The following is a 24,470-nucleotide window of genomic DNA, read 5'->3' as shown; positions in this document are numbered from 1 at the left end:
GCCCGACTGTTTTGTAAGTCTTTCAGACTTAGGCGCTGAGCAGCTCTTTCACCTCATTGAGGCGAATGCCCATGTGGGAGGCATTATAGCTACACTCGCCATCCTGAATAAGCAGTAGCTGAGGCGACTCGTGTCGCACGCCAAATGTTTCGGCGATAGCCCCGGAAATAGGGCGAAAGCGCAGCAAGTCCAGGTAATAAATTTTAGCGTCACTAAGACCAGCATCGGCCCACTGGCGCTCCAGCTTGCTTTTCGCCGCCGCACTGATAGAGCAGGTAGTGCTGTGTTTGAAGATAAGAACCGGCTGCTCGTGCGACTCGCGGGCGATGTCAGTCAGTTGGTCTGCTTGGGTAAGCTGTTGCCAAGGAATCATAGTTCGGAGGAAGGTTGAATATACTTTTTCTTCTTTCCTAGACGCAGATTCACGCGGGATGGTTCGCTTACTTTCGCGGTACCGGTGTGGTCGAATTGAAGACGGCCCCTGCCATCCTGCGGGAGTGCCCGGGGCTGGCTGCGGTGCAGATCGTCCCGATTAACGGCCAAATGCGACTCTTTGTACTCGGACTTATACTTGCGAGCCTCGCGTAGCGCTTTGCGATTTTCGGCCCGCAGACGAGCCGGGCTGGCGTCCGCGGTCTGGGCTGAAGCGGTAGATATGGAGCAGCTAAGCGCAAACCCAACGAATAACAGAACAGCAAGACGCATGGGAGTAACGAATAAAGGTCAAGAGTCGAACCGGATAAATTTGCCCCCCAGATGCTTTAGTAGGGAGGAGTTTTCAATAGTATTTGACTGTACGTAAAGTTGCGCTAATCAGGCAATTTGGGCCCGGTTTACTGAAATGGTAATGGATGCCCAAAGAGCATTCGCTGCCCCACTTTACGCTTAATGCGGCGGCGCTCGTACTTTTTCTTTTTCAACAAGCCATTCTTATCATAGCTGTTGCGCTGGCCTTTGAACGCCGTAACCGGCGCTACGCCGCCGTTGTCACCTGTATTAGTGGTGGCTTTGGGCTGGGGCGGAGCCGTTGGGCTGGGCAAGCGATAAGGCCGGCAGGCAGTAGCAAAAGCCAGAGCGGCAAGCACAAACAGCCAGCGAAAGCTAGGGGTGAACATGGCTAAATACGTAAGAATACTCGCTATCATCCGGCCAGGGCAACCAGCCTCGGCAGGACTTCTGAATTCTTCTCTCAATTATTAATCCAACGCCACAGACGTCTCCTTTCTACGCTGTGGCACGGCCGCCAACACAGAATGTAATGGACATGTTGTGCTACCTACTTCCTAATACGCTAATAGCCTTTCCACCCTTTCGCGCAGACGTTGCTGCGGCAAGAAAGCTTGCTCCAACGGCGGCGAAAACGGAATGGCAGTATCCAGGGAAGCCACGCGCTGCACAGGGCCGTCGAGGTGCTCGAAGCAGTGCTCGGCAATCCAGGCCGCAATTTCGCCTCCCAGACCACCCGTAAGCGTGTCTTCGTGGAGCAGCAGCACGCGTCCCGTTTTTTCTACCGTCTGGCGGACGGCTTCTTCGTCCCAAGGCAACAGCGTGCGCAGGTCAAGGATATCGGCATCGAGGTCCATTTCTTCGGCCAGGCGAGTAGCCCAATGCACCCCCAACCCGTAGGTAATGATACTGAGCGTGTCACCCTCGCGCACCAATTTGGCCTTTCCGATGGGCACCGTGTAATACTCATCCGGCACGGGGCCGCTCACCGAACGGTAGAGCAGCTTATGCTCAAAGTACATAATAGGGTTTGGGTCTTCAATAGCCGCGTTCAGCAGTCCTTTGGCATCGTAAGGGTTACTTGGGAAAACCACCTTCAGGCCTGGCGTGTGCACAAACCAAGCTTCATTGCTTTGGGAGTGAAACGGCCCCGCCGCCGAGCCGGCACCGGTAGGCATCCGCACCACCACATCGGCATTCTGGCCCCAGCGGTAATGACTTTTGGCCAGGTTATTTACGATTTGGTTGAAGCCACAGGTCACGAAATCAGCGAACTGCATTTCCACCATGGCTTTTTTCTTCTTAATGGAAAGCCCCAGTCCGGCCCCTAGAATGGCTGACTCGCAGAGCGGCGTATTACGCACCCGCTCTTTCCCAAACTGCGCTACAAAGCCATCCGTTATCTTGAACACGCCGCCATAGTCGGCAATATCTTGGCCCATGAGCACTAGCTCAGGAAAGCGCTCCATGCTCTGACGCAGCGCGTCGCTGATGGCGTCAACGTAACGTTTATCGGTCTGGGGGGCATTTTCGGCGGGCTCGTGGGCGGGAGCCGCAAAGGGGCGATACATATCGGCTATTTCCTCCGCTACGTTGGCCGTCGGCATAGGCACGGCATCCGCCACGCGCAAGCCTTCCTCTATTTCCCGCTTGATGGTTTCGCGGAAGCGCATCTTGGCTTCTTCATCCAGAATGCCTTCGCGTAGCAGCCACTGCTCGTAGGTAGTAACTGGATCTTTCTTGGTCCACTCTTCAAACAGCTCCTGGGGGACATATTTGGTCCCCGAAGCTTCCTCATGCCCGCGCATCCGGAAAGTCAGCGCCTCTACCAGCACCGGCCGTGGGTTCTGACGCATATCCTCAGCGAGGCGGCGCACCGTATCGTACACGGCCAGCACGTTGTTGCCGTCTACCTGCACCGCTTCCATTCCATACGCCGGACCTTTATCCACGAACGAGCCAAACCGAAATTGCTCCCGACTAGGCGTGCTGAGGCCGTACCCGTTGTTTTCAATCATGAAAATGACTGGCAATTGCCACACCGCTGCCACATTCAGGGCCTCGTGAAAGTCGCCCTCCGAGGCTCCGCCGTCGCCGCTGTATACCAGCGTCACTTTCGGGTTTTTATCGAGTAAATCGGCCAGCGCAATACCATCGGCCACGGCCAGCTGGGGGCCTAAATGGCTGATCATGCCCACAATGTGGTGCTCATTGGTGCCAAAGTGAAAGCTCCGGTCGCGGCCTTTCGTGAAGCCGGTAGTTTTGCCTTGCCACTGCGCAAACAGCTGATCCAGCGGCACATTACGGCCCGTAAACACGCCCAGGTTGCGATGCAGGGGCAGAATATACTCGTCGGCTTCCAGCGCCAGCGTACTGCCCACCGAAATGGCTTCTTGCCCAATACCCGAAAACCACTTGCTCACTTTTCCCTGACGCAGCAGAATGAGCATTTTTTCCTCAATGAGGCGCGGCTTCAGCAAGCCTTGATACAGGTGCAGCAGCACCTCTTGAGTATACTCTTTCCGGTCGAACTGAAGGGCGGGGGTAGCTACTAACATGAGAGGACAAGGAGGGAATGATAGCGGGGGCCAAAAGTACGGGTTTGGGCAGAAGAGCACGCTATCCTGCTCTTGCTCTCGCCTATCTTTGTCTTGAGTTGACCCATTTTGAGCTAAAACGATGGCGCAGTAAGGCTAAGTACACGGCCTACATTGCCATACTAGAGCTTGTATGGGCTCGCGACTATCTTTAAGGTCAGTAAAATTTTCAAACGCCGGTTTTTCCCCAACTTTCCAACTGAACACTAACACTCTATTAACTATTCTCTTTTTGCCACGCTCCCACTCCGCTCCCACCCTTACGCACCATCTGGCTCGGGTCCTGCTCGTGCTGGCAGCTTCTGCCTTACCCTTATTCTGGCTGCTAGGCAGCTTACCTGCTCAACAATGGGATGAGGCCCGCACCGGCCTCAATGCCCTTGAGATACTGCGGAGCAACAACTGGCTGGTGCTCACCCACCGTGGCGAGCCGGACCTCTGGAACGGCAAACCGCCCCTAGCGCCGTGGCTGATGGCGCTCAGCTTTAAGCTATTGGGTCCTACAGAGGTTGCCCTCCGGCTGCCTTCCGCGCTGGCGGCTCTGGCTACGGTACTCGTCGTATATTTTGCTGGGAGCCGGTGGCTGGGCAGTTGGCGGGCGGGCTTGCTTGCCGCCTTGGTTCTGCTGACAACGCAGGGCTACGTGACTTTACACGTCTCGCGTACCGGCGACTTCGATGCCTTACTTACCCTCTGGACTACGCTGGGCACGCTCAGCTGGCTGGCTTACTTAGCTACTGGCCGCCCCCGCCACGCCTGGGGCACGGGCGCCGCCTTTGCGCTGGCCGTCCTCACGAAAGGCATTGCGGGGCTCTTATTCGGGCCGGGTATCATTCTGGCTACTTTGCTGACGGGGCAGCTGAGTCGGCTACGTAAATTTGCCCCCTGGGGGGCTTTTCTGCTGATTCTAGGCGTCGGAATTACTTGGTATACCGTGCGGGAGTTGGCTGCGCCCGGCTATCTGGCCGGCGTGTGGCAGTATGAGGTAGGTGGGCCGGCCGGTGAGGCGCTGGAAGGTCATAGCCATCCGTTTTATTGGTATCTAAGTAAGCTGGCCGAAACCAAGTTTCAGGCGTGGCTGGTAGTAGCCCTCATAGGCATGGGGATGGGTTGGTGGATGCCGCGCCACAGCCGGGGCTGGTGGCTAAGTCGGGTATTAGGCACCGTAGCAGTAGTATTTCTACTGGTTATATCAACGGTCAAAACCCAGCTTCTCTGGTACGATGCTCCCGTTTATCCCTTGCTGGCCTTGCTAGCTGCTGGTGGCTTAGTATGGACAGGGCGTGCCGTGGCGGCTCATTACCGCCGCTCTCCTTCGCCTACCGCGCGGTTAGCGGCTGTGTTGCTGGTGGCTTCCCTGCCTTACGGCGTTCAGCTCCTGCTTATCCGTCACTCCACTGATATGGCCCTGCGTAACTCATCCTTACTATACGGTCGTCATTTGCGGGCACAGGCCAAGCAGCTTCCCCACCTGCACGAGTATATCTTGGGCGACGATGGGATTTTTAATGACAGCCCCGAGTTTTATATGGCCGCCATTACAGCGCAATATGGCCACCGCATCACACGGGTGGGTGCCTGGCAGGTAGGGTGGGCCATTCCACCCCGCGTTGTGGTCACTTGTGGAGCCAAAGCCCGCGCGACATGGCAACAGTACTACCAGACGCGCGTTCTATTCAGCACCGACTCCTGCGTAACGTTTCGGCTGGAAGCGCGCCGCTGATGGCCGCCCGAACCGAATAGCCCAGCTTGCGGTTTGCTTCTTACTTTCTTATTCGACTTTAGCCTAGGTTTTGATGATACACTTCCAAGAATTCACCCTCGCCAACGGCCTGCGTTGCATCGTTCATGAAGACCACTCCACGCCGATGGCTGTGCTCAACGTGCTCTACAATGTAGGCTCGCGCGACGAAGATCCGAGCCACACCGGCTTTGCCCATTTATTTGAGCATCTGATGTTCTCCGGGTCAGTAAATATTCCGAGCTACGATGAACCGTTGCAGCGCGTGGGGGGCGAAAACAACGCCTTCACTTCCCCCGACATTACAAATTACTATCTCACGTTGCCCGCCGCAAATATCGAAACCGGCTTTTGGCTTGAGTCGGACCGGATGCTGGGGCTGGCTTTCTCTGACAATGGCCTAGAAGTGCAGCGCAAAGTGGTGGTGGAGGAGTTCAAGCAAAACTATCTAAATCAGCCCTACGGCGACGTGTGGCTGCGCCTGCGTCCGCTGGCTTACCAGCATCATCCCTACAATTGGTCAACTATCGGCAAGGAAATCAGCCACATCGAGAATGCGGTGATGGATGATGTGCGACACTTTTTCGCCAAGCATTATGCCCCCCAGAACGCTATTCTGGTCGTGGCCGGTGCCGTGTCGTTAGCCGAGGCCCAACGGCTTGCCGAAAAGTGGTTTGGCCCTATTCCCGGCGGTCCGCGCTACGAGCGCCAATTGCCCGCCGAGCCCCGGCAGACGGAAGCCCGTTTCCTCGAAATCGTGGCAGATGTGCCCTTGAGCGCTTTTTATAAAGTGTATCACATGCCCGGCCGCGCCGATGATGCCTACACCGCCGCCGACCTACTTTCGGATGTGCTGGGCCGGGGCAAGTCCTCGCGTCTCTATCAGCGGCTGGTAAAAGATCGGCAGCTTTTCAACGGAATTTCCGCTTCCTGCACGGGTTCCTTGGAGCCTGGTCTGCTGGTTATTAGCGGAAAACTCAACACCGGTGTAAGCTTAGAAGAGGCCGATGCCGCAGTGCAGGCCGTAGTAGCCGAATTGCGCGAGACGCCCGTAACCGCCGAAGAGCTGGAAAAAGTTAAGAACCAGGCCGAGGCCAGCATTGTATTCAGCGAAATTGAGTTGCTGAACCGCGCCATGAACTTGGCGTACAGCAAACTCATGGGCGACGCCAACTTGGTAAACGAGGAAAGCGCCCGTATTCAGGCCGTTACACCCGAGCATGTACTGGAAGCCGCCCGCGAAATTCTGCGCTCAGAGAACAGCAGTACCTTGTATTATCGGGCTCAGCCTAAAGCAGTTGAAGAGCTAGCTGTTGCTGAATAAATGAAGCTTAAAACTTCTTTAACCCGTAGTTCAGTTCACAAAAAAGCCCCCCCAGCATTGTGCTGGGGGGGCTTTTTTGTGAACTGAACTACGGGTATTACCAGTCGCTGGTGCCCGATTGCGTTTCTTTAGCCGGAGCAGTCTTTTGAGGCGCTGCTGGGTTGCCTAGCGTGTTAGTAGCTGGCGCAGGAGCCTGAGTTGGCTGTGCATCAGCGCGACGTACGCGCTTGAATGGCTTATTCAGAGGCCGACCCATATAGTCAGTCGTAACACGGTGAGTAGGAGCCGCGGTAAAACCAGGAGCTACCTGCTGACCACCACTGCGCGACATAGGGTCGCTTTCGGCTTCATCTACGTAAGCCGCGGCAGCAATCCAAGTAGCTGGGGGTGTATCGGTTTTGGGAGCAGGCTGGGCTGCTGGCTGCGCCGATTGAGTCGCGGGCTGTTCAGACGCAGGTGCTGTCTGCGCAGGTTTAGGAGCGGCCGGAGCGGGCTGCTGTTGGGCCAATGCTTTGGTTCCACCCAAACAGGCAGTCAAAAGCAGGGCTGAAAAAGCAAGTCGAAGCATAGTAAAGGAGGTTAGCTGTTACAGATTGTAACGTTCCTAATACGATTTCTCGTACAAAAGTGCCTGAATAGTAGTCAATTATTCAAAAAAACTATTCAGGCACCTTCCGCTTTACCTTTGAAAATCAGGAGCTTACTGCTTCTTTTTGGTGGTCACCGTCGTCGTTTTTTTTACGGCTGTTTTCTCCGAAGAAAGAGTTGAGGAGCTAGATGCGGTCTTCGCAACGGGCTTTTTCAAGGGCCGGCCCATATAGTCGGTAGTGGGCGGGCTGGGCATATTCAGGCGCATGCCGGGAGCAAGCTTTGTCGTTTCTTCGTTGCGACGGCCAGAGCGGTCATAGCGGGAATAGGCACCGGCGCGGGGCTTCGCACGCACATTGCTGGTGCGGTGGTAGCCATTGGTGGTTTTTTTTGTAGTCGTGGTGGTGCGCTTCTTAGTCTGGGTTTGAGCCTGGGCAGGCTCCGCCACAAACAAAAACACGAGAGCCACGACGGCAAGTAAACTGATTTTCATAAGGCAAGAAAAAAAGGTGGCTATGTAAGCAAAGCAAAGGGGCAACAGCCTGTCACCGTTACCCCATTACTCTGAATTTTACCCCACATTGGATGTATAGTGCGTCTTATGCAGGGAGCAACTTTGTAATGACTGGGCCTTCAAAAAAGCAAAGACAAGGCCAGTTGAACTCTTTGTATCATCACACTTAAATATTGTGTGATGGTATTCTTGCCATATACGTGCATTTTAATAGCACGGATAAATAGAGCTGAAAATCAGCTTTACCTACTTGAAACACGTGCTAAGCAGGCGGCCAATTACCAGGATGTTGGCGTATCGTCGTCGGCGTTAGCGGGAGCCGCGGTAGGCTGAGCGGCCAAAGATGAAGATGAAGAGCGACGAATTTTGCGCTTCAACGGACGGCCCCAGTAATCAGTGCTCACGCCACGGTAAGGTGAGCTGCTCATGCCTGGCGCTACCATCACGCCGGAAGAGCGCATCATAGGATCGGTTTCGGCAGCGGCATCGGTGTCTGTGCCAGCGGCGGCAACGGTAGCAGCGGCTTTTTTAGCAGTCTTATTCTGCTTTTTCAATGGTTTGCCCCAATAATCAGTGGTAGGCTTCTGGTGGGTGCTCAGGCTAATGCCTGGGGCGCTCATCCAGCCGGTACGGTAGTTCGTTACTTCTTCGGAAGCGGGAGCCGGAGCGGCTGTAGTTGTTGGAGCGCTACCCCAAACGTCGTCATCGGCAGAAGCCGGAGCGGCAGGAGCAGCGGCTGGCTCAAACCACTCATTGGTAGTTGACTGAGTGCCGTTAGGGGTTTGTGCTTGAGCAGAAGTATGGAAGATGGCGACCAGCGCCAGGGCAGATAACAAAAAGGATTTCATAGGAAGGGTGAGTTGGCGATGAGTATCGGACCAGAACCTCTGGCCACCGTCGGAAGACTAACGGGTGGCGCCCCTCGTTTCGTCTTTTACCGTTTCTGTCTAGCTTTTTGCAGCAATCGTACCAATTTCTGGAAAGCCCGAATTTGATACGTCGCGAAATACTACATATCAGATTTTGAGCCGGACGCGTACCTTTGCTATACTATGCAGGAGACTATCACCCAGCTGCGGGCAGCCATTGAAGCCCACGACCTTTCCACACCCGAACAAGTAGAGCAGTTTCGCCTAGCCTTCACGGGCCGCAAGGGTCAGCTAGCCGACCTGTTCGACCAGCTCAAAACCGTACCCCAAGACCAGCGCCGTGCCGTTGGTCAGGAGCTAAACCAGCTTAAACAGCTGGCACTCGACCGGTTTACCCAGCGTCAACAGGAACTAGAAGCGGCCCGCGAAAATGCCCCCCAGAACCCTGAATTTGACTATACATTGCCTGCCGTGCCGCATGTTTTGGGTACGCGTCATCCGCTGAGCCTAGTGCGTGAGGAAATGGTGCGCATCTTCGCTCGCATTGGCTTCAATGTGGCGGAAGGGCCTGAAATCGAAGACGATTGGCACAACTTCACGGCCCTGAATTTCCCCGAAAACCATCCGGCCCGCGACATGCAGGACACGTTTTTCGTGCGCCGCAACCCCGCTGAGCCGAAGGAGGATTTTCTGCTACGCACCCACACCAGCACTGTGCAAGTGCGCGTAATGGAGTCGCAAGCGCCGCCTATTCGCAGCATTATGCCCGGCCGCGTGTACCGCAATGAGGCCATTTCGGCCCGGGCCCACATGATGTTTCATCAGGTGGAAGGCATTTTTATTGATGAAGGCGTCAGCTTTGCCGACCTGAAGCAGACAGTGTATTACTTCGTGCAGGAGATGTTCGGGGCTGATATCAACATCCGCTTCCGGCCGTCGTTTTTCCCCTTCACCGAGCCCAGCGCCGAAATTGATATCACTTGCCTTATCTGCAAAGGCACGGGCTGCAACATCTGCAAAGGCTCAGGCTGGGTTGAGATTGGCGGTTGCGGTATGGTTGATCCGGCCGTGCTTCAGCATTCCGGCATTGATCCCGAAGTGTACTCGGGCTATGCCTGGGGCATGGGCATTGAGCGCATTACGATGCTGAAATATCAGATCAAGGATTTGCGTTTGTTCACAGAGAACGATTTGCGGTTTCTGCGGCAGTTTGAGGGAATCATCTCTTAGTAACCCACTGCTCTTTTAGCTTAGGCCAGACACCGGCCACTTCCTTTTTTGCTTGATTAGTGATGACTACATCCTCCGAAAACGCCATAGCTCCTGAGCAATCAGCCCCGCTTCAAATCAGGACAATAGCGGTGGTGGGTGCAGGCACCATGGGATTGGGCATTGCGCAGCTCTGCGTGCAGCACGGTTTCCCGACCATCTTATTTGACCTGAACGCTGATACTCTGGCGAAGGCAGAAGTAGCTATTGCGGCTGGCTTAGGCAAGCTGGTGGAGAAAGGAAAAATGCCCCCCGCAGAACTGGAAGCAGCCTTGGCCCGCCTTCGCCCGACCACCGACTTAACCATTGTACAGGCTGATCTGATTATTGAAGCCGTGGTAGAAAGACTAGCGGTGAAGCATGAGCTTTTCCAGAATCTGGCAGCCCAAAATGCCCCCCAGACTATTCTGGCTTCCAATACGTCGTCGTTGCCGATAACCCGGCTGGCGGCGGCAGTTCCGCACCCGGAGCGCGTTGTGGGGATGCACTTCTTCAATCCGGCCCCCTTGATGGCGCTGGTGGAGGTAATCAGCGGCGTGGCGACGGCCCCAGCGGTAGCCGATGCGGTGCAGGCTCTGGCTGAAAAGCTTGGCAAGCAGCCCGTATGTGCCGCCGATGCCCCAGGCTTTATCGTGAATCGGGTGGCCCGGCATTTTTACGTCGAGAGTCTCAAGCTGGTCGAGGAGCAGGTAGCGCCGTTTGAGGTGGTGGATGAGCTGCTGGAGGCTACTGGTTTTCGGATGGGCCCGTTTCGGCTCATGGATTTGATTGGTGTTGATACCAACTTCTCGGTGACCAGCGCGATGTTCGAGGCATTCCATTACGACCCCAAGTTTCGGCCCAGCCGCCTTCAGCAGCAGAAAGTAGATGCGGGTCATCATGGCCGCAAAACGGGTAAGGGATTCTATGACTACTCTCGCTAAAAAAGCCCCCCAGCGTACCCTTTTGGCCTTAGCGCTCACTTTGGTGCTCGGCTTGGGAAGCTGCGGCGACTCCAACAGCGCCGAGCCGCTTATTCCATTTGTAAGCTTTATAGAGAGTATAAGCGTTCTGGACCAGCGCTACCCGCAGCTGCGCACGGACAATGGCGCGGTAGAGATACCCGGCGGCGTACGTGGGCTTATCATTGTGCGCCAGAATGCTACCACTTACCTCGCTTTCGAGCGCAATTGCCCTTATCGCCCCTACGATCCGGGCTGTTCTACGGTGAGCGTCGATGCTTCTCGCCTGTTTCTGGCTGACGACTGCTGCGGCTCGCAATTTACGCTACAAGGCCAGGCGCGCGGTGGTCCTGCCTCTCGGCCCCTCCGTCAGTATGCTACTTCGCTCTCCGGTAATCTGCTGAAAATCACGAATTAATAAATTCAGCTGAAAGAAAAAGCAGAAAGCATTTGTGATTTTTACAGCTTTGCCCTAACATTGCACCCGCAACGACTGATAAAGTCGCCATAACCGCTTCCTTAGCTCAGCCGGTTAGAGCATCTGACTGTTAATCAGAGGGTCCCTGGTTCGAGCCCAGGAGGGAGCGCAAAGAAGCCCAGTAATAGACTAAACATCAGTCTGTTACTGGGCTTTCTCTTTGGTGATGACAGCGCTCAGGGTCACTCCGAAGGATATGCGGACCCGATAGTTGGCTGCTAGGGTTTGCGATAGGCTTTTTCGGCCGCTTTCTCCCTTTGTTTGCGCTGCCGCTCGTAGTTAGGCAGCTTATTAAGTTGAATAGCCATCGGGGCTGCTCCTTTCGTGGCTACTTCCTGCTGCTCATAGCCGGCATAGCTCACACGCAGCACGGGCGAAGGCAGTAGAGAGCGTAGCAGAAAGCCCCCCGCCGAGTTGGTAATGCTGGACTCTTGCGGCGCTCCTACCAGGCTTACCGTGACTCCAGCCAGAGCCTTGCCGGTTTCATCCACTACTGTACCCGTCAGGTTAGCGGGCTCAGCGGGCTTGATAACCTCAGCGGGCTTCATATCCGTTGCGGCAGGGGTGACTGTTGGTGCTTGAGTTGTTGTTGGCTGACTCTTCGTTGCTTGACGCGAAACCGGGACACTTGAAGCACTTTTTCCGGTCTGGGCTACTCCACTGATGGGTAGCAGCAGATAAAGTAAGCTGCTAAGAAAGAGGAAGGATAGTTTCACGACGGAAAGGCTTTAAGTAAAATAAAAACGGAAAGTAGGCAAATAGACGGTTAACCCTATTTATCTGGCCGATATACAGCCAGCAGTAAGGCATTCGTGTTCCGTAGCTTCTGACTAGCAGACTTGAACGCAAGGATTTTGCCACTAAATTCTGATGGTCGCCAGTCTTGCATTTGGTGAGGCTCCTCAACCTTTTATAAGCCAAGCCAGTATCATCAGGCAGTCTGGCCTTGTGCTGGCTTTCCCCCTCTCTGTCTGACATCCTATGAAAACTTTTCGTCCTTTTCTCTTCGGCCTACTCGTACTGCTCACGTTTTCGCTCAGCAGCTGCGACCTGATCGGTGATATTTTTAAAGCCGGAGCCTGGACCGCCCTCATCGGCGTGTTTATCGTGGTAGTGCTCATCGCATTCCTGGTGCGGAAAATGCGTCGCTAGATAAAATGCGTCGCTAGGTTATAACCAGTTCAACAAAAAAGCCCCCCAGACTTCGGTCTAGGGGGCTTTTTTGATAAGTAGCAACTATTAGCTGTGCTGTTTATTGATTTTCTGATCGGGCATGGTGCCGATGATATGATCCCAGATAGTGGTGCTTACGCCAAAGGCAATTTCATCCTGCCGATAATGGTGCTGCGCATGGTGATGCCACCACACTTTCAGGAAATTCTTGGGTGGTGCGTAGGCGTGAATAGCGTAGTGCACAAACAAATAGAGCGCGTAGCCAAATATAAAGCCTGATAAAATGGCAAAAGCGGCATTGCCAAATACGAACCGAAATAAGAAAAAAAGCAGCGAGGCCACAAAAACCGACACAATGGGGGGCATTGCCAGGCGCGATTTGTCTTTAGGAAACTCGTGGTGTACGCCGTGCATGGTATACTGAAACTTGGCGCGCTTAGGCGTAGTAGCCGGCAAATGATACAGGTAGCGGTGCATAGCGTACTCCGCGAAAGTGAACATAAACCACCCCAGCAGAAACAAGCCAAAAGCAGAGAATCCTGCAATCAGGCCATGCGTAAGCCCATAATAGAGGCTACCCAAAGCCGTAATCATGAAAATAGAGACGGGCAGGGCAATGTGCGTATGCGTAAGTCTTTCCAGTACCGGATTTTCAAACAACCGCGCTGAGCCTTTATGCTTAGGCTTGATAGCACCGGGCGTTTTTGCCGGGGTGGGCTGCAGATCAGGTGTGGGAGAGGGAGCGGTATTCATATACAAATAAGCTTCTTATACAGAGCAAAAGTACAAACCGCAGCGCAAATAAAGCACTACGGGCTGGCAAAGGGCCAACTGACTAGCCTGTGGTGTAGTAAGTATGTAGCAAACGCCATATCGCTTCCACCGTGCAGATCCCTTCGCAGCGCAAAGGCGCGCGGTCGTAAAACTGCTGGCGAAGAGCTAAGGTTTCACTTATGTGGGCTGTTAATGCCTTTTCATCGGGAATATCCGTCAGGAGCGGGCGGCGACTGAGGCTACGACGGAGCCGTTGCACCAGTTCGGGCACCGGCACAGCCAAATACAGCGGAGTGCCTGTGGCGAGCAGCAGGTCCATGTTCTGGTGAAAGCAGGGCGTACCGCCACCCGTAGCCAGTACCATGTGGGGCTGGCTGGCTACTAACGTCCGCAATACTGCTGCTTCCACTTCGCGGAAGTAGTCCTGTCCGTCGGCGGCGAATATTTCCGGAATACTGCGCTTTTCTTGGGCTACAATCTCCTCATCCAGATCACGAAAGGGCATTTCCAGGCGCGTAGCCAGGGCTAGGCCGAGCGTTGTTTTGCCCGCGCCCGGCATTCCGATTAAATAAAGGCTATCGTCCACTATCATATTGAGTATAAGATTCTTTCCTCTATTGAAATACTACTCCACCTCTAACGGCTTGCGAGTAGACATATTTTGCCCCTCAGCCCTAAATGCATCCGTTAGGAAAGGCGCACGCGAGGATCAAGCACGGCGTACAGCACATCGACAACGATGTTGATGACAACGAAGAGAAAGGCGATAAAGATGGTAGCGCCCATGACCACCGGAAAATCAAGGTTTTCAACGGCACGTAATGTCACCGTGCCAAGACCTTTCCAGTTGAAGATATATTCAATAAAAAAGGCCCCCGCCATCAGCGAAGCCAACCACCCCGATACAGCCGTAATAACCGGATTGAGCGCGTTTTTGAGCGCGTGGCCCACGATAGTCTGGTAGTTGGAAAGGCCTTTAGCCCGCGCCGTCCGAATGTAATCTTGGCTCAATACATCAAGCATGGAAGAGCGCGTAAGCTGGGTAATAACGGCCAGGGGGCGAATACCAAGCGCGAAGGCTGGCAGCAGCAAATTGCGCAGTACCAGATGCCGCCCGGTAAACGGATCGGTTTCGTAGAGTTGCCCAGTCAGATTGAGACCCGTCCAGTGGCTCCAGTAAAAACCAAACGTCATGGCGATGAGAATACCTGCCACAAACGAGGGCACCGAAATACCCAGCACCGAGGTGGTAATAAGCGTCCGATCGAGCCAAGAATGGGGACGCACGGCGGCTAATACACCAAACAGAATACCGAACACGGCCGCAATCAGCATAGCGGCCAGTGCCAACCACAATGTACCCGTGAAGTGGTCGAGCAGGATGCTCAATACATCTTTGTTGCTTTGGAAAGAGCGGCGCAGGTATGGCGTTTTGAGCACCAGCGCATTTTTGTCCCCCAGCGGCACCAGCGCCGTGCCGCCGTACTTGGCTACGCCCGCCGAGTCGCGCGGGTGCAGGCCCAAGGGCGACACATCGTTGAGGTAACCAACCAGTTGGGTGGGCAATGGCTTATCAAGGCCCAGATCAGCGGCAATGGCAGCGCGGGTAGCTACATCGGAGCGCTGACCGGCCAGCAGGGCTACCGGGTCGCCGGGCAATACCGCGAACAGGAAAAATACGGTGAGCGCTACGCCGGCCAGTATCAGCACACCTTGTCCTAAACGGCGCAGTACAAAGGAAAACATAGGTTGGGGGGCAAAATTAGTTCGTCATCACTGTCACGCGGGTCATCCTAACGAAGAATGATGCTACAAAAGATGATCGACGGTTTCCTGATCGGGGATGTCGTGGTAGTGATACTTGCCTTTCACCACGCCATTTTGCAGAATCATAATGCCCGGATCGGAGCGGATCATGGACTTCAGCACGGTAGCATCGGCGTAATAGACAGGCGCGGCCAGATTTACATCGTGGCGGAAAGCGTCGAAATCGGAGGGGCTGCTGCTGGTAATTACTAGCGGCGTGAGCTTATTCGGCAACATAGGTGCTTTGGCAATCAGCGCGTTAATCAGGTCATACCGGTCGCGGTCCGACTTATTGGTATTCTGCACGATGAGCAGCAGCTTGTTGCCCGTCAGTATTTCCTTTGTGTGGTCTTTGCCGTCGGCGTCGAAGATGGCGAAGTCAGTAATGATGGGCCGGGAAGTTTCGGGGTTTTGCACCTCCATGCTTTTGTACTTCCAGGTCGTGTCGGTCGGGTATTGGTCGAATTCCTGGGTTTGGCCGTTGCGCTCCAGCACGTACTTATAGCGCGCCTGCTCCTGCGGTTTCATCAGGGCTCCAATGTCGTTGCCGACTTTATAGGGCAGAAAATCGAAATACGGCAAATGACCAAGGGCTCGCACGCCAATACCGATAGCCACCGCCGAGGCCACCGTGATATACATTACGCCCAACGTACCCTTGGCAAACACCCGCCGCAGGAAGCGCTGATTAAAGAACACCACCGCCCATAAACCCAACAAAAACAGGTCTTTGAAGAAAGACTGCCAAGGCGTTAGCTTAATAAAATCGCCGAAGCAGCCGCAGTCCGTTACCTTGTTGAAGGCGGCGGAATAGAACGTCAGGAAGCCAAAAAACACGAGCAAAGCCAGCAACGTGAGTAGCGTTTTGCGCAGGTGCCAGCGCAGCAGCAAGGCCACGCCCAGCACTACTTCCAGCGAGCTGAGCAAAATGGCCATCGTGCGGGCGAAGCCTTTGAAAACCAGAAAGAAGGAGCCAAAATCCTCGGCAAACACCTCGAAGTATTCCTCCAGCTTCAGCCCCATCCCTACGGGGTCGTTGAGCTTTATCAATCCCGAAAAAATAAAAACCGCGCCGAGCAGCACCCAGCAGATATGCGTGATAAGTTTCATGAATTGGATGTATCGGGCAGACTTCAAGGCGCTAAGAGGCTAGGTAGAGGTTACTAAGTTGGGAGTTAAAACCCCATACGCAAACAAAAAGGTCGGAGAAGTAGCGACTGAAAGAAGTAAAAAGAACGTCATGCAGCACTTCGCGCTGCATGACGTTCTCTCATTTTCATTCAGCCTTCTCCCCTTCCAGCTTTATCAAAGCAAATACGGCGTAGTTGAGCATATCGCGGTAGTTCGCCTCCACGCCTTCCGACACGTAGGTTTTGCCCCCCAGATCCTCAATCTGCTTGGTACGGTGCAGCTTCATCAGAATAATATCAGTGATGCTGGGCACGCGCATTTGCCGCCAGGCCTCGCCGTAATCGTGGTTTTTGGCGAACAGCAAATCCCGGTTGGCTTGTATTTCACGGTCGTAAGCGGCGGCTACTTCCGTGGGGGGCAAATCCTGAGGCGAGTCGGCAGGCAGGTGCAGCTGCATCAGGGCAATAACGCAGTAATTGATGATGGCAATGAACTCATCGTTCACGCCATCGGCTACCAGCTGGGTGCCTTTTTCCTGAATGGAGCGAATACGCTGGGCCTTGATATACAGCTGATCCGTAACGGAGGGCAAGCGCAGAATGCGCCAGGCCGTGCCATAATCGTGGGTTTTGGCCAGAAACAGCGCCCGGCACTGCTCAATAACCTGATCGTACTCCTGCTGGGTTTGGGTTTGCAAGATTTTCACTATAGATTTAAGGAACTTCGGATCGTGGATACGTGGGCACCTGGAAGGTAGGCTGGCGGTGAGAACTAGAGCCAAGTATGGCGCAAGCTTGTTTCGCTTTGACTTCTGCTGAAAGAAGCCCGAAACCATGCAGCTTTTTGCCCAAAACCAAGTCCCTAAGCGCTCAGACCCTAGATTATCATGCTCCAGACCGCCGCGAAAGATACGTGTTTTTCCCCGAGGCAAACCCTGCGTTGCCGCGACGGACGTGTATTGGATCTGCGCCGGGCGCAGGTCATGGGCATCCTGAATCTGACCCCTGATTCCTTCTACGCCGGCAACCGCATCGCCACTACCGATGCCCTGCTGCGGCGGGCCGAAGCGATGCTGCAAGCGGGCGCGGCCATTCTCGATCTGGGGGGCTATTCTACGAGACCGGGCGCTGAGGATATTTCGGGTGAAGAAGAAAAAGCTCGCGTACTGCCCGCATTGGAGGCCGTGCGGGCGGCTTTTCCAGAAGCCTTTTTATCCGTCGACACCTTCCGGGCCAGCGTTGCCGCCGACGCAATAGCCATCGGCACGGATATCATTAATGATGTGAGTGGCGGCGCGCTCGATGCCGATATGTTTGCTACGGCTGGTCGGCTCGGGGTGCCATACGTGCTGATGCATATGCGCGGCACACCTCAGAATATGGCCCAGCAAACGCACTATGAAGGCGACCTCGTAACGGAACTCGTGCGCTACTTCCGCGACAAGCTGGCCGCGCTCTACGCCTCCGGCGTGACTGATGTAATTCTCGACCCTGGTTTTGGCTTTGCCAAAACGCCGGCTCAAAGTCATGAGTTACTGCGCCGCTTGCCTGAGCTGGCGCTGCTGGGTCTGCCGGTGCTGGCTGGCCTCTCGCGCAAGTCTATGCTATATAAGCCACTAGGCCTCACACCTGACACTGCGCTGACCGGCACTATTGCTGCTAATACGGTCGCTTTGCTCAACGGCGCACGTTTATTGCGCGTACACGATGTAGCGGAAGCCGTGCACACGGTGCGGCTCGTGCAACAAACCTTCATTCCTTCCTCCTCGTGATTGGCTCGTTCTCCGTCGGCTTCCTGCGCATAGGCTGGATAGACGTGATTGACGTCTTGCTGGTCACGGTATTGTTTTATCAGCTGTATAAGCTGCTGACGGGAAGCGTGGCGCTGAAGGTTTTCTTGGGCTTCATGTCCATTTATTTACTTTATCTGGTGGTAAAGGCCGCCGGTATGGAGCTCTTGACCAGCATCTTGGGTCAATTTATGAGCGTGGGCGTGCTGGCTGGCATTATTCTGTTTCAGCAGGAAATCAGGCGCTTTCTGCTCACCATTGGTAAAGCCACTGCTTTCGATAGAGTACGCGTATTCCCTTGGCGCCGCGAACAACCCGCTGAGCGTATGAGTATTACGCCATTTGTAGAAGCAGCCAAAAGCCTAGCAGGTAAGAATACCGGTGCCCTGATTGCCTTCACCATGACCTCGGAGTTAAAATTCTACGCGGATTCTGGCGACCTAATCGATGCCGCCGTGAGCAAGCGCTTGCTGATGAGCATCTTCAACAAAACCAGCCCACTGCACGACGGCGCGGTTATTATTGCCAACAACCGTATCAAGGCGGCGCGTTGTATTCTGCCCGTCAGCGAAAACCCAGACGTACCGGCGTCCCTGGGTTTGCGTCACCGCGCCGCCATCGGCCTCTCGGAGGTTACAGATAGTATAGTGCTGGTAGTGAGCGAGGAAACCGGCCAGATTTCGCTGGTGCGCGCCGGAGAAGTATTTCGCAACCTGTCTTCTTCCGATTTGCGCGCCAAGTTGAACGAGATGCTGTTCGATATGGCTGCCAAAACTCCCGCATCAGCAGAGTCATCAGCAACGGAAGTTGCAGCGTAAAAGGCTTTGCTACTGAGCCATTGCTTCTACCGGCTCGCTGAGTTCGGCGGATATTTTTCGGCCATGGCGGCGGTCAAGCCAGTTCATGATGGGCGTTGCTAACACGCCGTGTAAGCTAATGGAAACCAACATCGTGAAAGCTAAGATGGCCCACAGCTCCCGCGCTTGTGGGAATTCAGCTTGATCCAGCGCATAGGCCAGATAAAAAATGGAGCCGATGCCTCGAATACCAAAAAAGGAAATCACGCTGCGTTCGGCCATATTCACTCGCTTGGATCCTGTAAGGGTTAATAAGCCCCCCAGAGGCCGCAGCACCAGCACCAGCACCAATCCAACCAGCATGCCTTGCCAAGTGAGTGGAGCCAGCAATCCGCCGGCGATGGCGCCGCCAAACAGGATTAGGATAACCACGATCAGCAAGCGCTCCATCTGGTCGGTGAAGGCGTGCATCTGCTTGTGATACTCATGCTTGCGCTCCCGCCCACGCAACGTAATAGCGGCCACGAATACGGCCAAAAACCCGTAGCCATGCACCAGCTCAGTTAGGCCGTAGCTAATAAGCGTGACAGCCAAGGCTACAAACCCATAGGCGCTGGGCCTTATGCTGAGTTTTTTGGGCAGATTGAAAATCAGGTAAGACAGAAACATCCCCGATAGCCACCCGAATACCACACCCGCGCCAACGCGGTACAACATATCCATCCAGGCCCATTCCAGCAACCGAGCGGATAAGGGCAACGCCGCCGGGAGCAGCGCCAACGCCAGATACACAAAGGGAAACGCCAGGCCGTCGTTCAGACCAGCTTCGCCGGTAAGCGCAAACCGCACGTTGTCTTCGCGGCCCTTGCCGGGGTCACCTACCTGTACGTCGCCGGCCAACACCGGATCGGTGGGCGCAAGGCAGGCGGCTAGCAGCACCGCCGAAGGCAAAGCCAAGCCAGCCAACGTCACGCCGGCCAGCGTGATGCCCGCAATGGTAAGGATCATCAGCACCAGAACCAGCCGAAGTGGGGTGCGCCAGGCAACAAACGAAAACGGGCGGTCTATCTTGAGGCCAGTACCGGTCAGCGCTACAATTACACATAGCTCCGACAAATGCGTTACTAATTTTGGGTGCTCAAACGGGTCGGCAGGCGGCAAACCCAGCGGTAATGTATAAGCCGCCATTCCCAGCCCAATGAACAGAATAGGATAGGAAAGCGGGTATTTTTCCAGCAAAGAAGGCAGCCAGGCTACGCCCATGATGGCCACGCCCAGCATAACAAGGAAAATGTGATATACCGACATAAAAGCGAGCTGCAAGTAGTGATTAAGCAGTCACTTACGCAGAACGTCAGGCGTTCGGCTATACTCGGCAATATCACCTGCCTGAATCAGGCTGTTCTATTTCTGGCAAAAGCTGCCTTAAAGATTCGCAAGGCATAAAAAAGCCCCCCAGACACTCTCTGGGGGGCTTTTTTATCTTGATAAATAAAAACTAAGGCGTGTTTGTGACTACCTGGCCGGCTTCGGGCTGAGCGGCGCTTCGGTCTTTCAGCGTTCCTAGCTCACGCCCAACTTCGATAAAGGCCGCAATGGCCTTATCCAGATGCTCGCGGGTGTGGGCTGCGGAAAGCTGCACCCGAATTCGGGCCTGGCCCTGGGGCACGACGGGGTAATAGAAACCAATAACGTAAATGCCCTTATCCAGCATTTTGGCCGCGAATTCCTGGGCCAGCTTGGCGTCATAGAGCATGACGGGCACGATAGGGTGCTCACCGGGCTTGATGTCGAAGCCGGCTGCGGTCATCTTTTCGCGGAAGTACTTGGTGTTTTCTTCCAGCCGGTCGCGCAGCTCGGTGCTTTCATTCAGCAGTTCCAGCACACGCAATGATGCACCCACAATGGCGGGAGCCAGCGTGTTAGAAAACAAATAAGGACGGCTGCGCTGGCGCAGCATTTCAATAATTTCCTTGCGGCCCGTGGTAAAGCCGCCCATGGCACCACCCAATGCTTTGCCCAGCGTGCCAGTGATAATATCCACCCGACCCATCACGCCGCGCAGTTCATGAGTGCCACGGCCCGTTTTCCCCAAAAAGCCCGTGGAGTGGCATTCATCGACCATCACCAACGCTTGGTACTTGTCGGCTAGGTCACAGATCTGGTCGAGGCGGGCGATGGTGCCGTCCATGCTGAAGGAGCCATCGGTGACGATGATGCGGTGGCGGCTGCCTTTAGCGGTAGCGTCCTGAAGCTGCTTCTCCAGGTCCTGCATGTCGTTGTGGGTGTAGCGGTAGCGCTGGGCTTTGCAGAGGCGCACGCCATCAATAATGGAGGCGTGATTCAGGGCGTCGGAAATAATAGCGTCCTGCTCGTTGAACAAAGGCTCGAACACGCCACCGTTGGCGTCGAAAGCCGCCGCGTACAAAATCGTATCCTCAGTACCCAGAAACTCGGCTAGCTTGCGCTCCAGCTCTTTATGAATATCCTGAGTGCCGCAAATAAACCGCACCGACGACATACCATAGCCGTGCGAATCGATAGCAGCCTTGGCCGCTTCAATTACCGCTGGGTGCGACGACAAGCCCAGGTAGTTATTAGCGCAGAAGTTCAGCACTTCGCCGGCCTCGTTGGTTTCAATTTTCGCCCCCTGAGGCGAGGTAATAATGCGCTCTTTCTTGAACAGGCCGTTGGCTTTAATTTCGGCCAGCTGGCTTTCGAGGTCGGGTTGGAGGGTGGTATACATAGGATGGGAAAGGTTGATTGTCAATTGTTAAACAGAAACTGGGGGGCAATTTCCGTTATTTTTTGGCTTGAGTACGCGCGAAAAAATCCTGCACGCCCTGTCGGCCGCTATCTACCAACGACTGCTTTTGCGCCGCCGATACCTGCTTGATTTTGGGATTGAACCCCAACGTGTTGATACTAACGGTGCGCGGCCAATCGGTGGCCGCCGTGGGATTCAGATTTTCGATGGCCAAGGTATAAACCGCGCCCATGTAGCTGCCGAAGTCGTGAATGTCGTAGGGCGCCAGTTGGCGACGGCCATCGGGCTGGGTATCATAGACAATCTGCTCGGCACGATCGAGGCGCAGGCCCAGGGTTTCGGGGTTGATAAAATGCCCCCCAGAGGTTTGGGTGGCAGTGCTGGGGGGCAAATACCGGGCGTGGTCGAACAAGTTGAGCGGGTAATTGGCCAGCAGGCCGCCATCTACCAACACATTCACTTTCTGGTCTTTCGCCGGTTTGCGCACTACCTGGCCCTGCTCATTGAGCAGCACCGCCCGGAAGTATAGCGGAATACTCATGCTGATGCGCACGGCGTCGGCTACGCGCAAGTTGGGGTGGGTTTCGTAGCTGAATACGTCCGTGCGCTGGGTAGTAAGGTTGGTGCCCGTCACGTATAGGTCGCGACCTTTGCCTTGCTGAGTTAGCTCATGAAGCTGGCCTAGGGTGAGGTCGGGATTGTGTGTTTTGCGAGCCACTAAGCCGCTGAGATACTTCGTAAACTGGTCGCCGCGGTACCAGCCGTACTGCTTCAGTAAGCGCGTGCTGCCGCCGAAAAATATCAGGCGACCATCATTCAGACGTTGTACCGGCGTATTGTTTACCACCTCAATAATCTCTTGGGGCGAATACCCCACGGCCAGCAAAGCTGCCTGAATAGCCCCTGCCGACGTGCCTCCTACTCGCTGAATACCCGCCAGCACCCCTTGCTTCTCCAGCTCCGCCAATGCGCCCCCGTAAGCAATTCCCCGAATGCCACCGCCTTCCATTACCAGGTTGCGATAGGTAACGGGCGCCGCCGATTGGCCTTGCGCCACAGAGGAAATACACCAGGTGAAGGCCAGTATCAGGGCAAAAAGCCGCATACAGTATTGTTTGAGCGTTACCCAAAAGTAGACAAAAGTGGCTGCTTCTGCCCGATGAGCTTCGGCTGGGCACGGGAGTTGCGGAGCGGGCGTTGCCGAGCTTGCTTACGGGCAAGTATACTAGCATAACCGCCCGACCCGGTATCTTTGTAGCCCCACCCCACCCACATTACCCTTTTTTCAGCATGGAAACCACCCCCAGCGATACCGTCCTCGTTATTGGTGCCTGCGGACAGCTCGGCTTTGAGCTCACCCACGCTCTGCGCCAGCGCTACGCCGCCGACCACGTAATTGCCGCCGACGTGCGTCTGCCCCAGCAGCCTGAGCTGCAGGAAGCTGGCCCGTTCGAGCTACTCGACGTGCTCGACCGTCCCCGCCTCGAAGCTATTATTGAGCAGTATCGCCCCAAGCAGATCTATCACCTTGCAGCCCTGCTTTCGGCCACGGCCGAGAAGAACCCGGAGTTTGGCTGGCGCCTCAACATGGACGGCCTCCTGAACGTGCTCGATTTATCGGTGAAATACAAAGTGGCGCAGGTTTATTGGCCCAGCTCCATTGCTGTTTTTGGACCTGATACGCCCCGCCAAAACACCCCTCAGCTTACCATTATGAACCCCAGCACGGTGTATGGCATCAGCAAGCTGGCCGGGGAGCAGTGGTGCGAGTGGTACCACAAAAACCACGGCCTCGATGTGCGCTCCCTCCGCTACCCTGGCCTGATCAGCTACAAAACACTGCCCGGCGGCGGCACCACCGACTATGCCGTGGACATCTACCACAAGGCCGTAGCCGGCCAGCCCTACGAGTGCTTCTTGCAAGAAGACACGTACTTACCAATGATGTACATGCCCGACGCCCTCAAAGCCACCCTGGACTTGATGCACGCGCCGGCCGAGCAAATCAAAGTTCGCTCTTCCTATAACCTCGGGGCTATGAGCTTCTCCCCCGCCGAAATCACAGCTTCTATTCAGCGCCACGAGCCCGATTTTGAGGTAACCTACAAGCCCGACTCGCGCCAGCAGATTGCCGACTCCTGGCCCGCCAGCATCGACGACTCCCGCGCCCGCCAGGATTGGGGCTGGCAGCCCGAATTTGATCTGGATAAAATGACGGCCGATATGCTCCTGCATCTTCACCAAGCCGAGCCCCAAGTGGCTGTAGGCCGCTAGGTAGTTCGCTTTATATAAAAGCCCCCCAGACTATCTCTGGGGGGCTTTTTATTTTAGTACAAATGCATTCACGTGAGTTTATCTTACGAGCCATCACCGTGAGTTGTAGGCAGGCCAGTCAACCTCTGTTTACCTTGCGCGTACCTCTGAGAGGATTCCACTGAAAGAGATGATAGTCAACTATACGGCCGACGGCTGGCAGATTATTTACCAACAATCACACGCCTTACTAGCCGCGCAGATAGCTTGGAATTGGACTCCGTTCGGCCCCGCCGACCGCTGGGTAGGTCTTTTGGCCGCCATTGCCCAGCACGACGACGAGCAGCGCCCCTGGGATGGTCACTATGGCCTTACCCCCACCGGCGCGCCCGCCGATTTCACGATGGTGGACTTCTCTATGGAGCAAGCCACCAACGTACTTCGGGCCGCGCGGTTTCAGGGCCAGTGGCGTAGCTTACTTACTAGTATGCATCTGAGCTTTCTGTACGAATCGCTCAGGGGGCAAAAAAAGGATCTGGACACTTTCTTAGACGAGCAGAAAGCTAATCAGCAGCGCTGGCGCAAAGGGTTGGGTATTAATAAAGCTGAAGCTAAGCAAGCCTACGACCTCATGCAGTGGTGCGACCGGCTGTCGCTGATTCTCTGTCGCCGGGAGTTACCAGAGATGGGGCGAGCCCTCGAAATAAGCCAGGGCCCCGATGGGCGACGCTACGACGTGGCACGCCCATCCGCCGATGGCCCCGTGACTATTACGCCCTGGCCGTTTGCGGCTTCTCGTTTTACGGTGAGTGTAGAGGCCAGCAGCCTAACACAGCTTCAGTTTAAGGATGATGCGGAGCTATCCGCCAACTTGCGTGAAGCCCCTATCGAGACGTTGCGATGGGAAATCGTGAAATCGTAGCGCTTCAAAAA

26 protein-coding genes and 1 tRNA gene are annotated in these 24,470 nt (G+C 55.0%); 11 read left to right on the top strand and 16 right to left on the bottom strand.

Features of this window, described 5'->3' with window-relative positions:
• Positions 1–28 precede the first annotated feature (28 nt).
• From ytxJ to H8B13_RS04325, 4 genes are all read right to left on the bottom strand, one after another.
• Entirely contained in the window at positions 29–373 is a 345-nt protein-coding gene (gene ytxJ / locus H8B13_RS04340; protein ID WP_187309629.1) for a bacillithiol system redox-active protein YtxJ, read from the bottom strand.
• Positions 370–705 (bottom strand): hypothetical protein, encoded by a 336-nt coding sequence (locus H8B13_RS04335; RefSeq protein WP_187309628.1) that lies wholly within the window; start codon positions 703–705, stop codon positions 370–372. The genes ytxJ and H8B13_RS04335 overlap by 4 nt, the downstream gene beginning before the upstream one ends.
• A 128-nt stretch (positions 706–833) precedes the next feature.
• Complete coding sequence (locus H8B13_RS04330; RefSeq protein WP_187309627.1) at positions 834–1,115, bottom strand: hypothetical protein; 282 nt, start codon at positions 1,113–1,115, stop codon at positions 834–836.
• 168 nt (positions 1,116–1,283) lie between these two features.
• The gene (locus tag H8B13_RS04325) at positions 1,284–3,284 is read right to left on the bottom strand and encodes a thiamine pyrophosphate-dependent enzyme (RefSeq protein ID WP_187309626.1); all 2,001 of its coding nucleotides are present in this window, start codon (positions 3,282–3,284) and stop codon (positions 1,284–1,286) included.
• Between the two features lie 271 nt (positions 3,285–3,555).
• Here H8B13_RS04325 and H8B13_RS04320 point away from each other — a divergent pair, with 271 nt between their 5' ends.
• Positions 3,556–5,046 (top strand): ArnT family glycosyltransferase, encoded by a 1,491-nt coding sequence (locus H8B13_RS04320; RefSeq protein ID WP_187309625.1) that lies wholly within the window; start codon positions 3,556–3,558, stop codon positions 5,044–5,046.
• Between the two features lie 73 nt (positions 5,047–5,119).
• A complete protein-coding gene (locus tag H8B13_RS04315; RefSeq protein ID WP_187309624.1) occupies positions 5,120–6,388 on the top strand; it encodes a M16 family metallopeptidase in 1,269 nt (422 codons plus the stop codon).
• Between the two features lie 97 nt (positions 6,389–6,485).
• On the opposite strand, the gene H8B13_RS04310 is transcribed toward H8B13_RS04315, so the two are convergent.
• The 3 genes from H8B13_RS04310 to H8B13_RS04300 form a co-directional block, all read right to left on the bottom strand.
• The gene (locus H8B13_RS04310; RefSeq protein WP_187309623.1) at positions 6,486–6,956 is read right to left on the bottom strand and encodes a hypothetical protein; all 471 of its coding nucleotides are present in this window, start codon (positions 6,954–6,956) and stop codon (positions 6,486–6,488) included.
• A gap of 132 nt (positions 6,957–7,088) precedes the next feature.
• Positions 7,089–7,469 carry a hypothetical protein gene (locus H8B13_RS04305; protein ID WP_187309622.1) on the bottom strand — a complete coding sequence of 127 codons (381 nt, stop codon included), beginning with the start codon at positions 7,467–7,469 and terminating at the stop codon, positions 7,089–7,091.
• A 299-nt stretch (positions 7,470–7,768) separates the two neighbouring features.
• Positions 7,769–8,338: a hypothetical protein gene (locus tag H8B13_RS04300; RefSeq protein ID WP_187309621.1), complete on the bottom strand. Its 570-nt coding sequence runs from the start codon at positions 8,336–8,338 to the stop codon at positions 7,769–7,771.
• 204 nt (positions 8,339–8,542) lie between these two features.
• On the opposite strand from H8B13_RS04300, the gene pheS reads away from it, so the two are divergent.
• The 4 genes from pheS (at position 8,543) to H8B13_RS04280 (ending at position 11,156) form a co-directional block, all read left to right on the top strand.
• A complete protein-coding gene (gene pheS / locus H8B13_RS04295) occupies positions 8,543–9,589 on the top strand; it encodes a phenylalanine--tRNA ligase subunit alpha (protein ID WP_187309620.1) in 1,047 nt (348 codons plus the stop codon).
• Between the two features lie 62 nt (positions 9,590–9,651).
• Positions 9,652–10,551, top strand: coding sequence for a 3-hydroxyacyl-CoA dehydrogenase NAD-binding domain-containing protein (locus tag H8B13_RS04290; RefSeq protein ID WP_187309619.1), 900 nt, complete (start codon positions 9,652–9,654; stop codon positions 10,549–10,551).
• On the top strand, positions 10,535–10,987 hold the full coding sequence (locus H8B13_RS04285) for a hypothetical protein (RefSeq protein ID WP_261990237.1): 453 nt from the start codon (positions 10,535–10,537) through the stop codon (positions 10,985–10,987). Before H8B13_RS04290 ends, H8B13_RS04285 begins: the two co-directional genes overlap by 17 nt.
• Positions 10,988–11,082: 95 nt before the next feature.
• A tRNA-Asn gene (locus tag H8B13_RS04280) sits at positions 11,083–11,156 on the top strand.
• Positions 11,157–11,265: 109 nt separating this feature from the next.
• On the opposite strand, the gene H8B13_RS04275 is transcribed toward H8B13_RS04280, so the two are convergent.
• Positions 11,266–11,763, bottom strand: a complete 498-nt coding sequence (locus tag H8B13_RS04275; protein ID WP_187309618.1) for a carboxypeptidase-like regulatory domain-containing protein — start codon at positions 11,761–11,763, stop codon at positions 11,266–11,268.
• Between the two features lie 265 nt (positions 11,764–12,028).
• Here H8B13_RS04275 and H8B13_RS04270 point away from each other — a divergent pair, with 265 nt between their 5' ends.
• The gene (locus H8B13_RS04270) at positions 12,029–12,199 is read left to right on the top strand and encodes a hypothetical protein (protein ID WP_187309617.1); all 171 of its coding nucleotides are present in this window, start codon (positions 12,029–12,031) and stop codon (positions 12,197–12,199) included.
• Between the two features lie 87 nt (positions 12,200–12,286).
• Here H8B13_RS04270 and H8B13_RS04265 read toward each other — a convergent pair whose 3' ends face one another.
• The 5 genes from H8B13_RS04265 to H8B13_RS04245 form a co-directional block, all read right to left on the bottom strand.
• Positions 12,287–12,973 carry a sterol desaturase family protein gene (locus tag H8B13_RS04265; protein ID WP_187309616.1) on the bottom strand — a complete coding sequence of 229 codons (687 nt, stop codon included), beginning with the start codon at positions 12,971–12,973 and terminating at the stop codon, positions 12,287–12,289.
• An 82-nt stretch (positions 12,974–13,055) separates the two neighbouring features.
• A complete protein-coding gene (locus H8B13_RS04260; protein ID WP_187309615.1) occupies positions 13,056–13,580 on the bottom strand; it encodes a shikimate kinase in 525 nt (174 codons plus the stop codon).
• Positions 13,581–13,681: 101 nt separating this feature from the next.
• On the bottom strand, positions 13,682–14,740 hold the full coding sequence (locus H8B13_RS04255; protein ID WP_187309614.1) for an ABC transporter permease: 1,059 nt from the start codon (positions 14,738–14,740) through the stop codon (positions 13,682–13,684).
• Positions 14,741–14,803: 63 nt separating this feature from the next.
• Positions 14,804–15,910, bottom strand: coding sequence for a BT_3928 family protein (locus H8B13_RS04250; protein WP_187309613.1), 1,107 nt, complete (start codon positions 15,908–15,910; stop codon positions 14,804–14,806).
• Positions 15,911–16,076: 166 nt separating this feature from the next.
• Positions 16,077–16,628, bottom strand: coding sequence for a DUF1599 domain-containing protein (locus tag H8B13_RS04245; RefSeq protein WP_187310278.1), 552 nt, complete (start codon positions 16,626–16,628; stop codon positions 16,077–16,079).
• Positions 16,629–16,817: 189 nt separating this feature from the next.
• Between H8B13_RS04245 and folP the strand changes: the two genes are divergently transcribed.
• On the top strand, positions 16,818–17,702 hold the full coding sequence (gene folP, locus H8B13_RS04240; protein ID WP_187309612.1) for a dihydropteroate synthase: 885 nt from the start codon (positions 16,818–16,820) through the stop codon (positions 17,700–17,702).
• Positions 17,699–18,538 (top strand): diadenylate cyclase CdaA, encoded by an 840-nt coding sequence (gene cdaA / locus H8B13_RS04235; RefSeq protein ID WP_187309611.1) that lies wholly within the window; start codon positions 17,699–17,701, stop codon positions 18,536–18,538. Before folP ends, cdaA begins: the two co-directional genes overlap by 4 nt.
• A gap of 9 nt (positions 18,539–18,547) precedes the next feature.
• Here cdaA and H8B13_RS04230 read toward each other — a convergent pair whose 3' ends face one another.
• The 3 genes from H8B13_RS04230 to H8B13_RS04220 form a co-directional block, all read right to left on the bottom strand.
• A complete protein-coding gene (locus H8B13_RS04230) occupies positions 18,548–19,825 on the bottom strand; it encodes a cation:proton antiporter (protein ID WP_187309610.1) in 1,278 nt (425 codons plus the stop codon).
• 190 nt (positions 19,826–20,015) lie between these two features.
• Positions 20,016–21,263: a glycine C-acetyltransferase gene (gene kbl, locus H8B13_RS04225; protein WP_187309609.1), complete on the bottom strand. Its 1,248-nt coding sequence runs from the start codon at positions 21,261–21,263 to the stop codon at positions 20,016–20,018.
• Positions 21,264–21,318: 55 nt separating this feature from the next.
• Positions 21,319–22,389, bottom strand: coding sequence for a patatin-like phospholipase family protein (locus tag H8B13_RS04220; RefSeq protein WP_187309608.1), 1,071 nt, complete (start codon positions 22,387–22,389; stop codon positions 21,319–21,321).
• A gap of 185 nt (positions 22,390–22,574) precedes the next feature.
• Between H8B13_RS04220 and H8B13_RS04215 the strand changes: the two genes are divergently transcribed.
• Positions 22,575–23,558, top strand: coding sequence for an NAD-dependent epimerase/dehydratase family protein (locus H8B13_RS04215; RefSeq protein ID WP_187309607.1), 984 nt, complete (start codon positions 22,575–22,577; stop codon positions 23,556–23,558).
• A 169-nt stretch (positions 23,559–23,727) separates the two neighbouring features.
• Complete coding sequence (locus H8B13_RS04210) at positions 23,728–24,459, top strand: DUF3891 family protein (protein WP_187309606.1); 732 nt, start codon at positions 23,728–23,730, stop codon at positions 24,457–24,459.
• Positions 24,460–24,470 lie beyond the last annotated feature (11 nt).

It is taken from the genome of Hymenobacter sp. BT188 (assembly GCF_014333585.1).
Lineage (GTDB): Bacteria > Bacteroidota > Bacteroidia > Cytophagales > Hymenobacteraceae > Hymenobacter.
The sequence above is the reverse complement of the archived record's forward strand: the minus strand, read 5'-3'. Positions and strand labels throughout refer to the sequence as shown.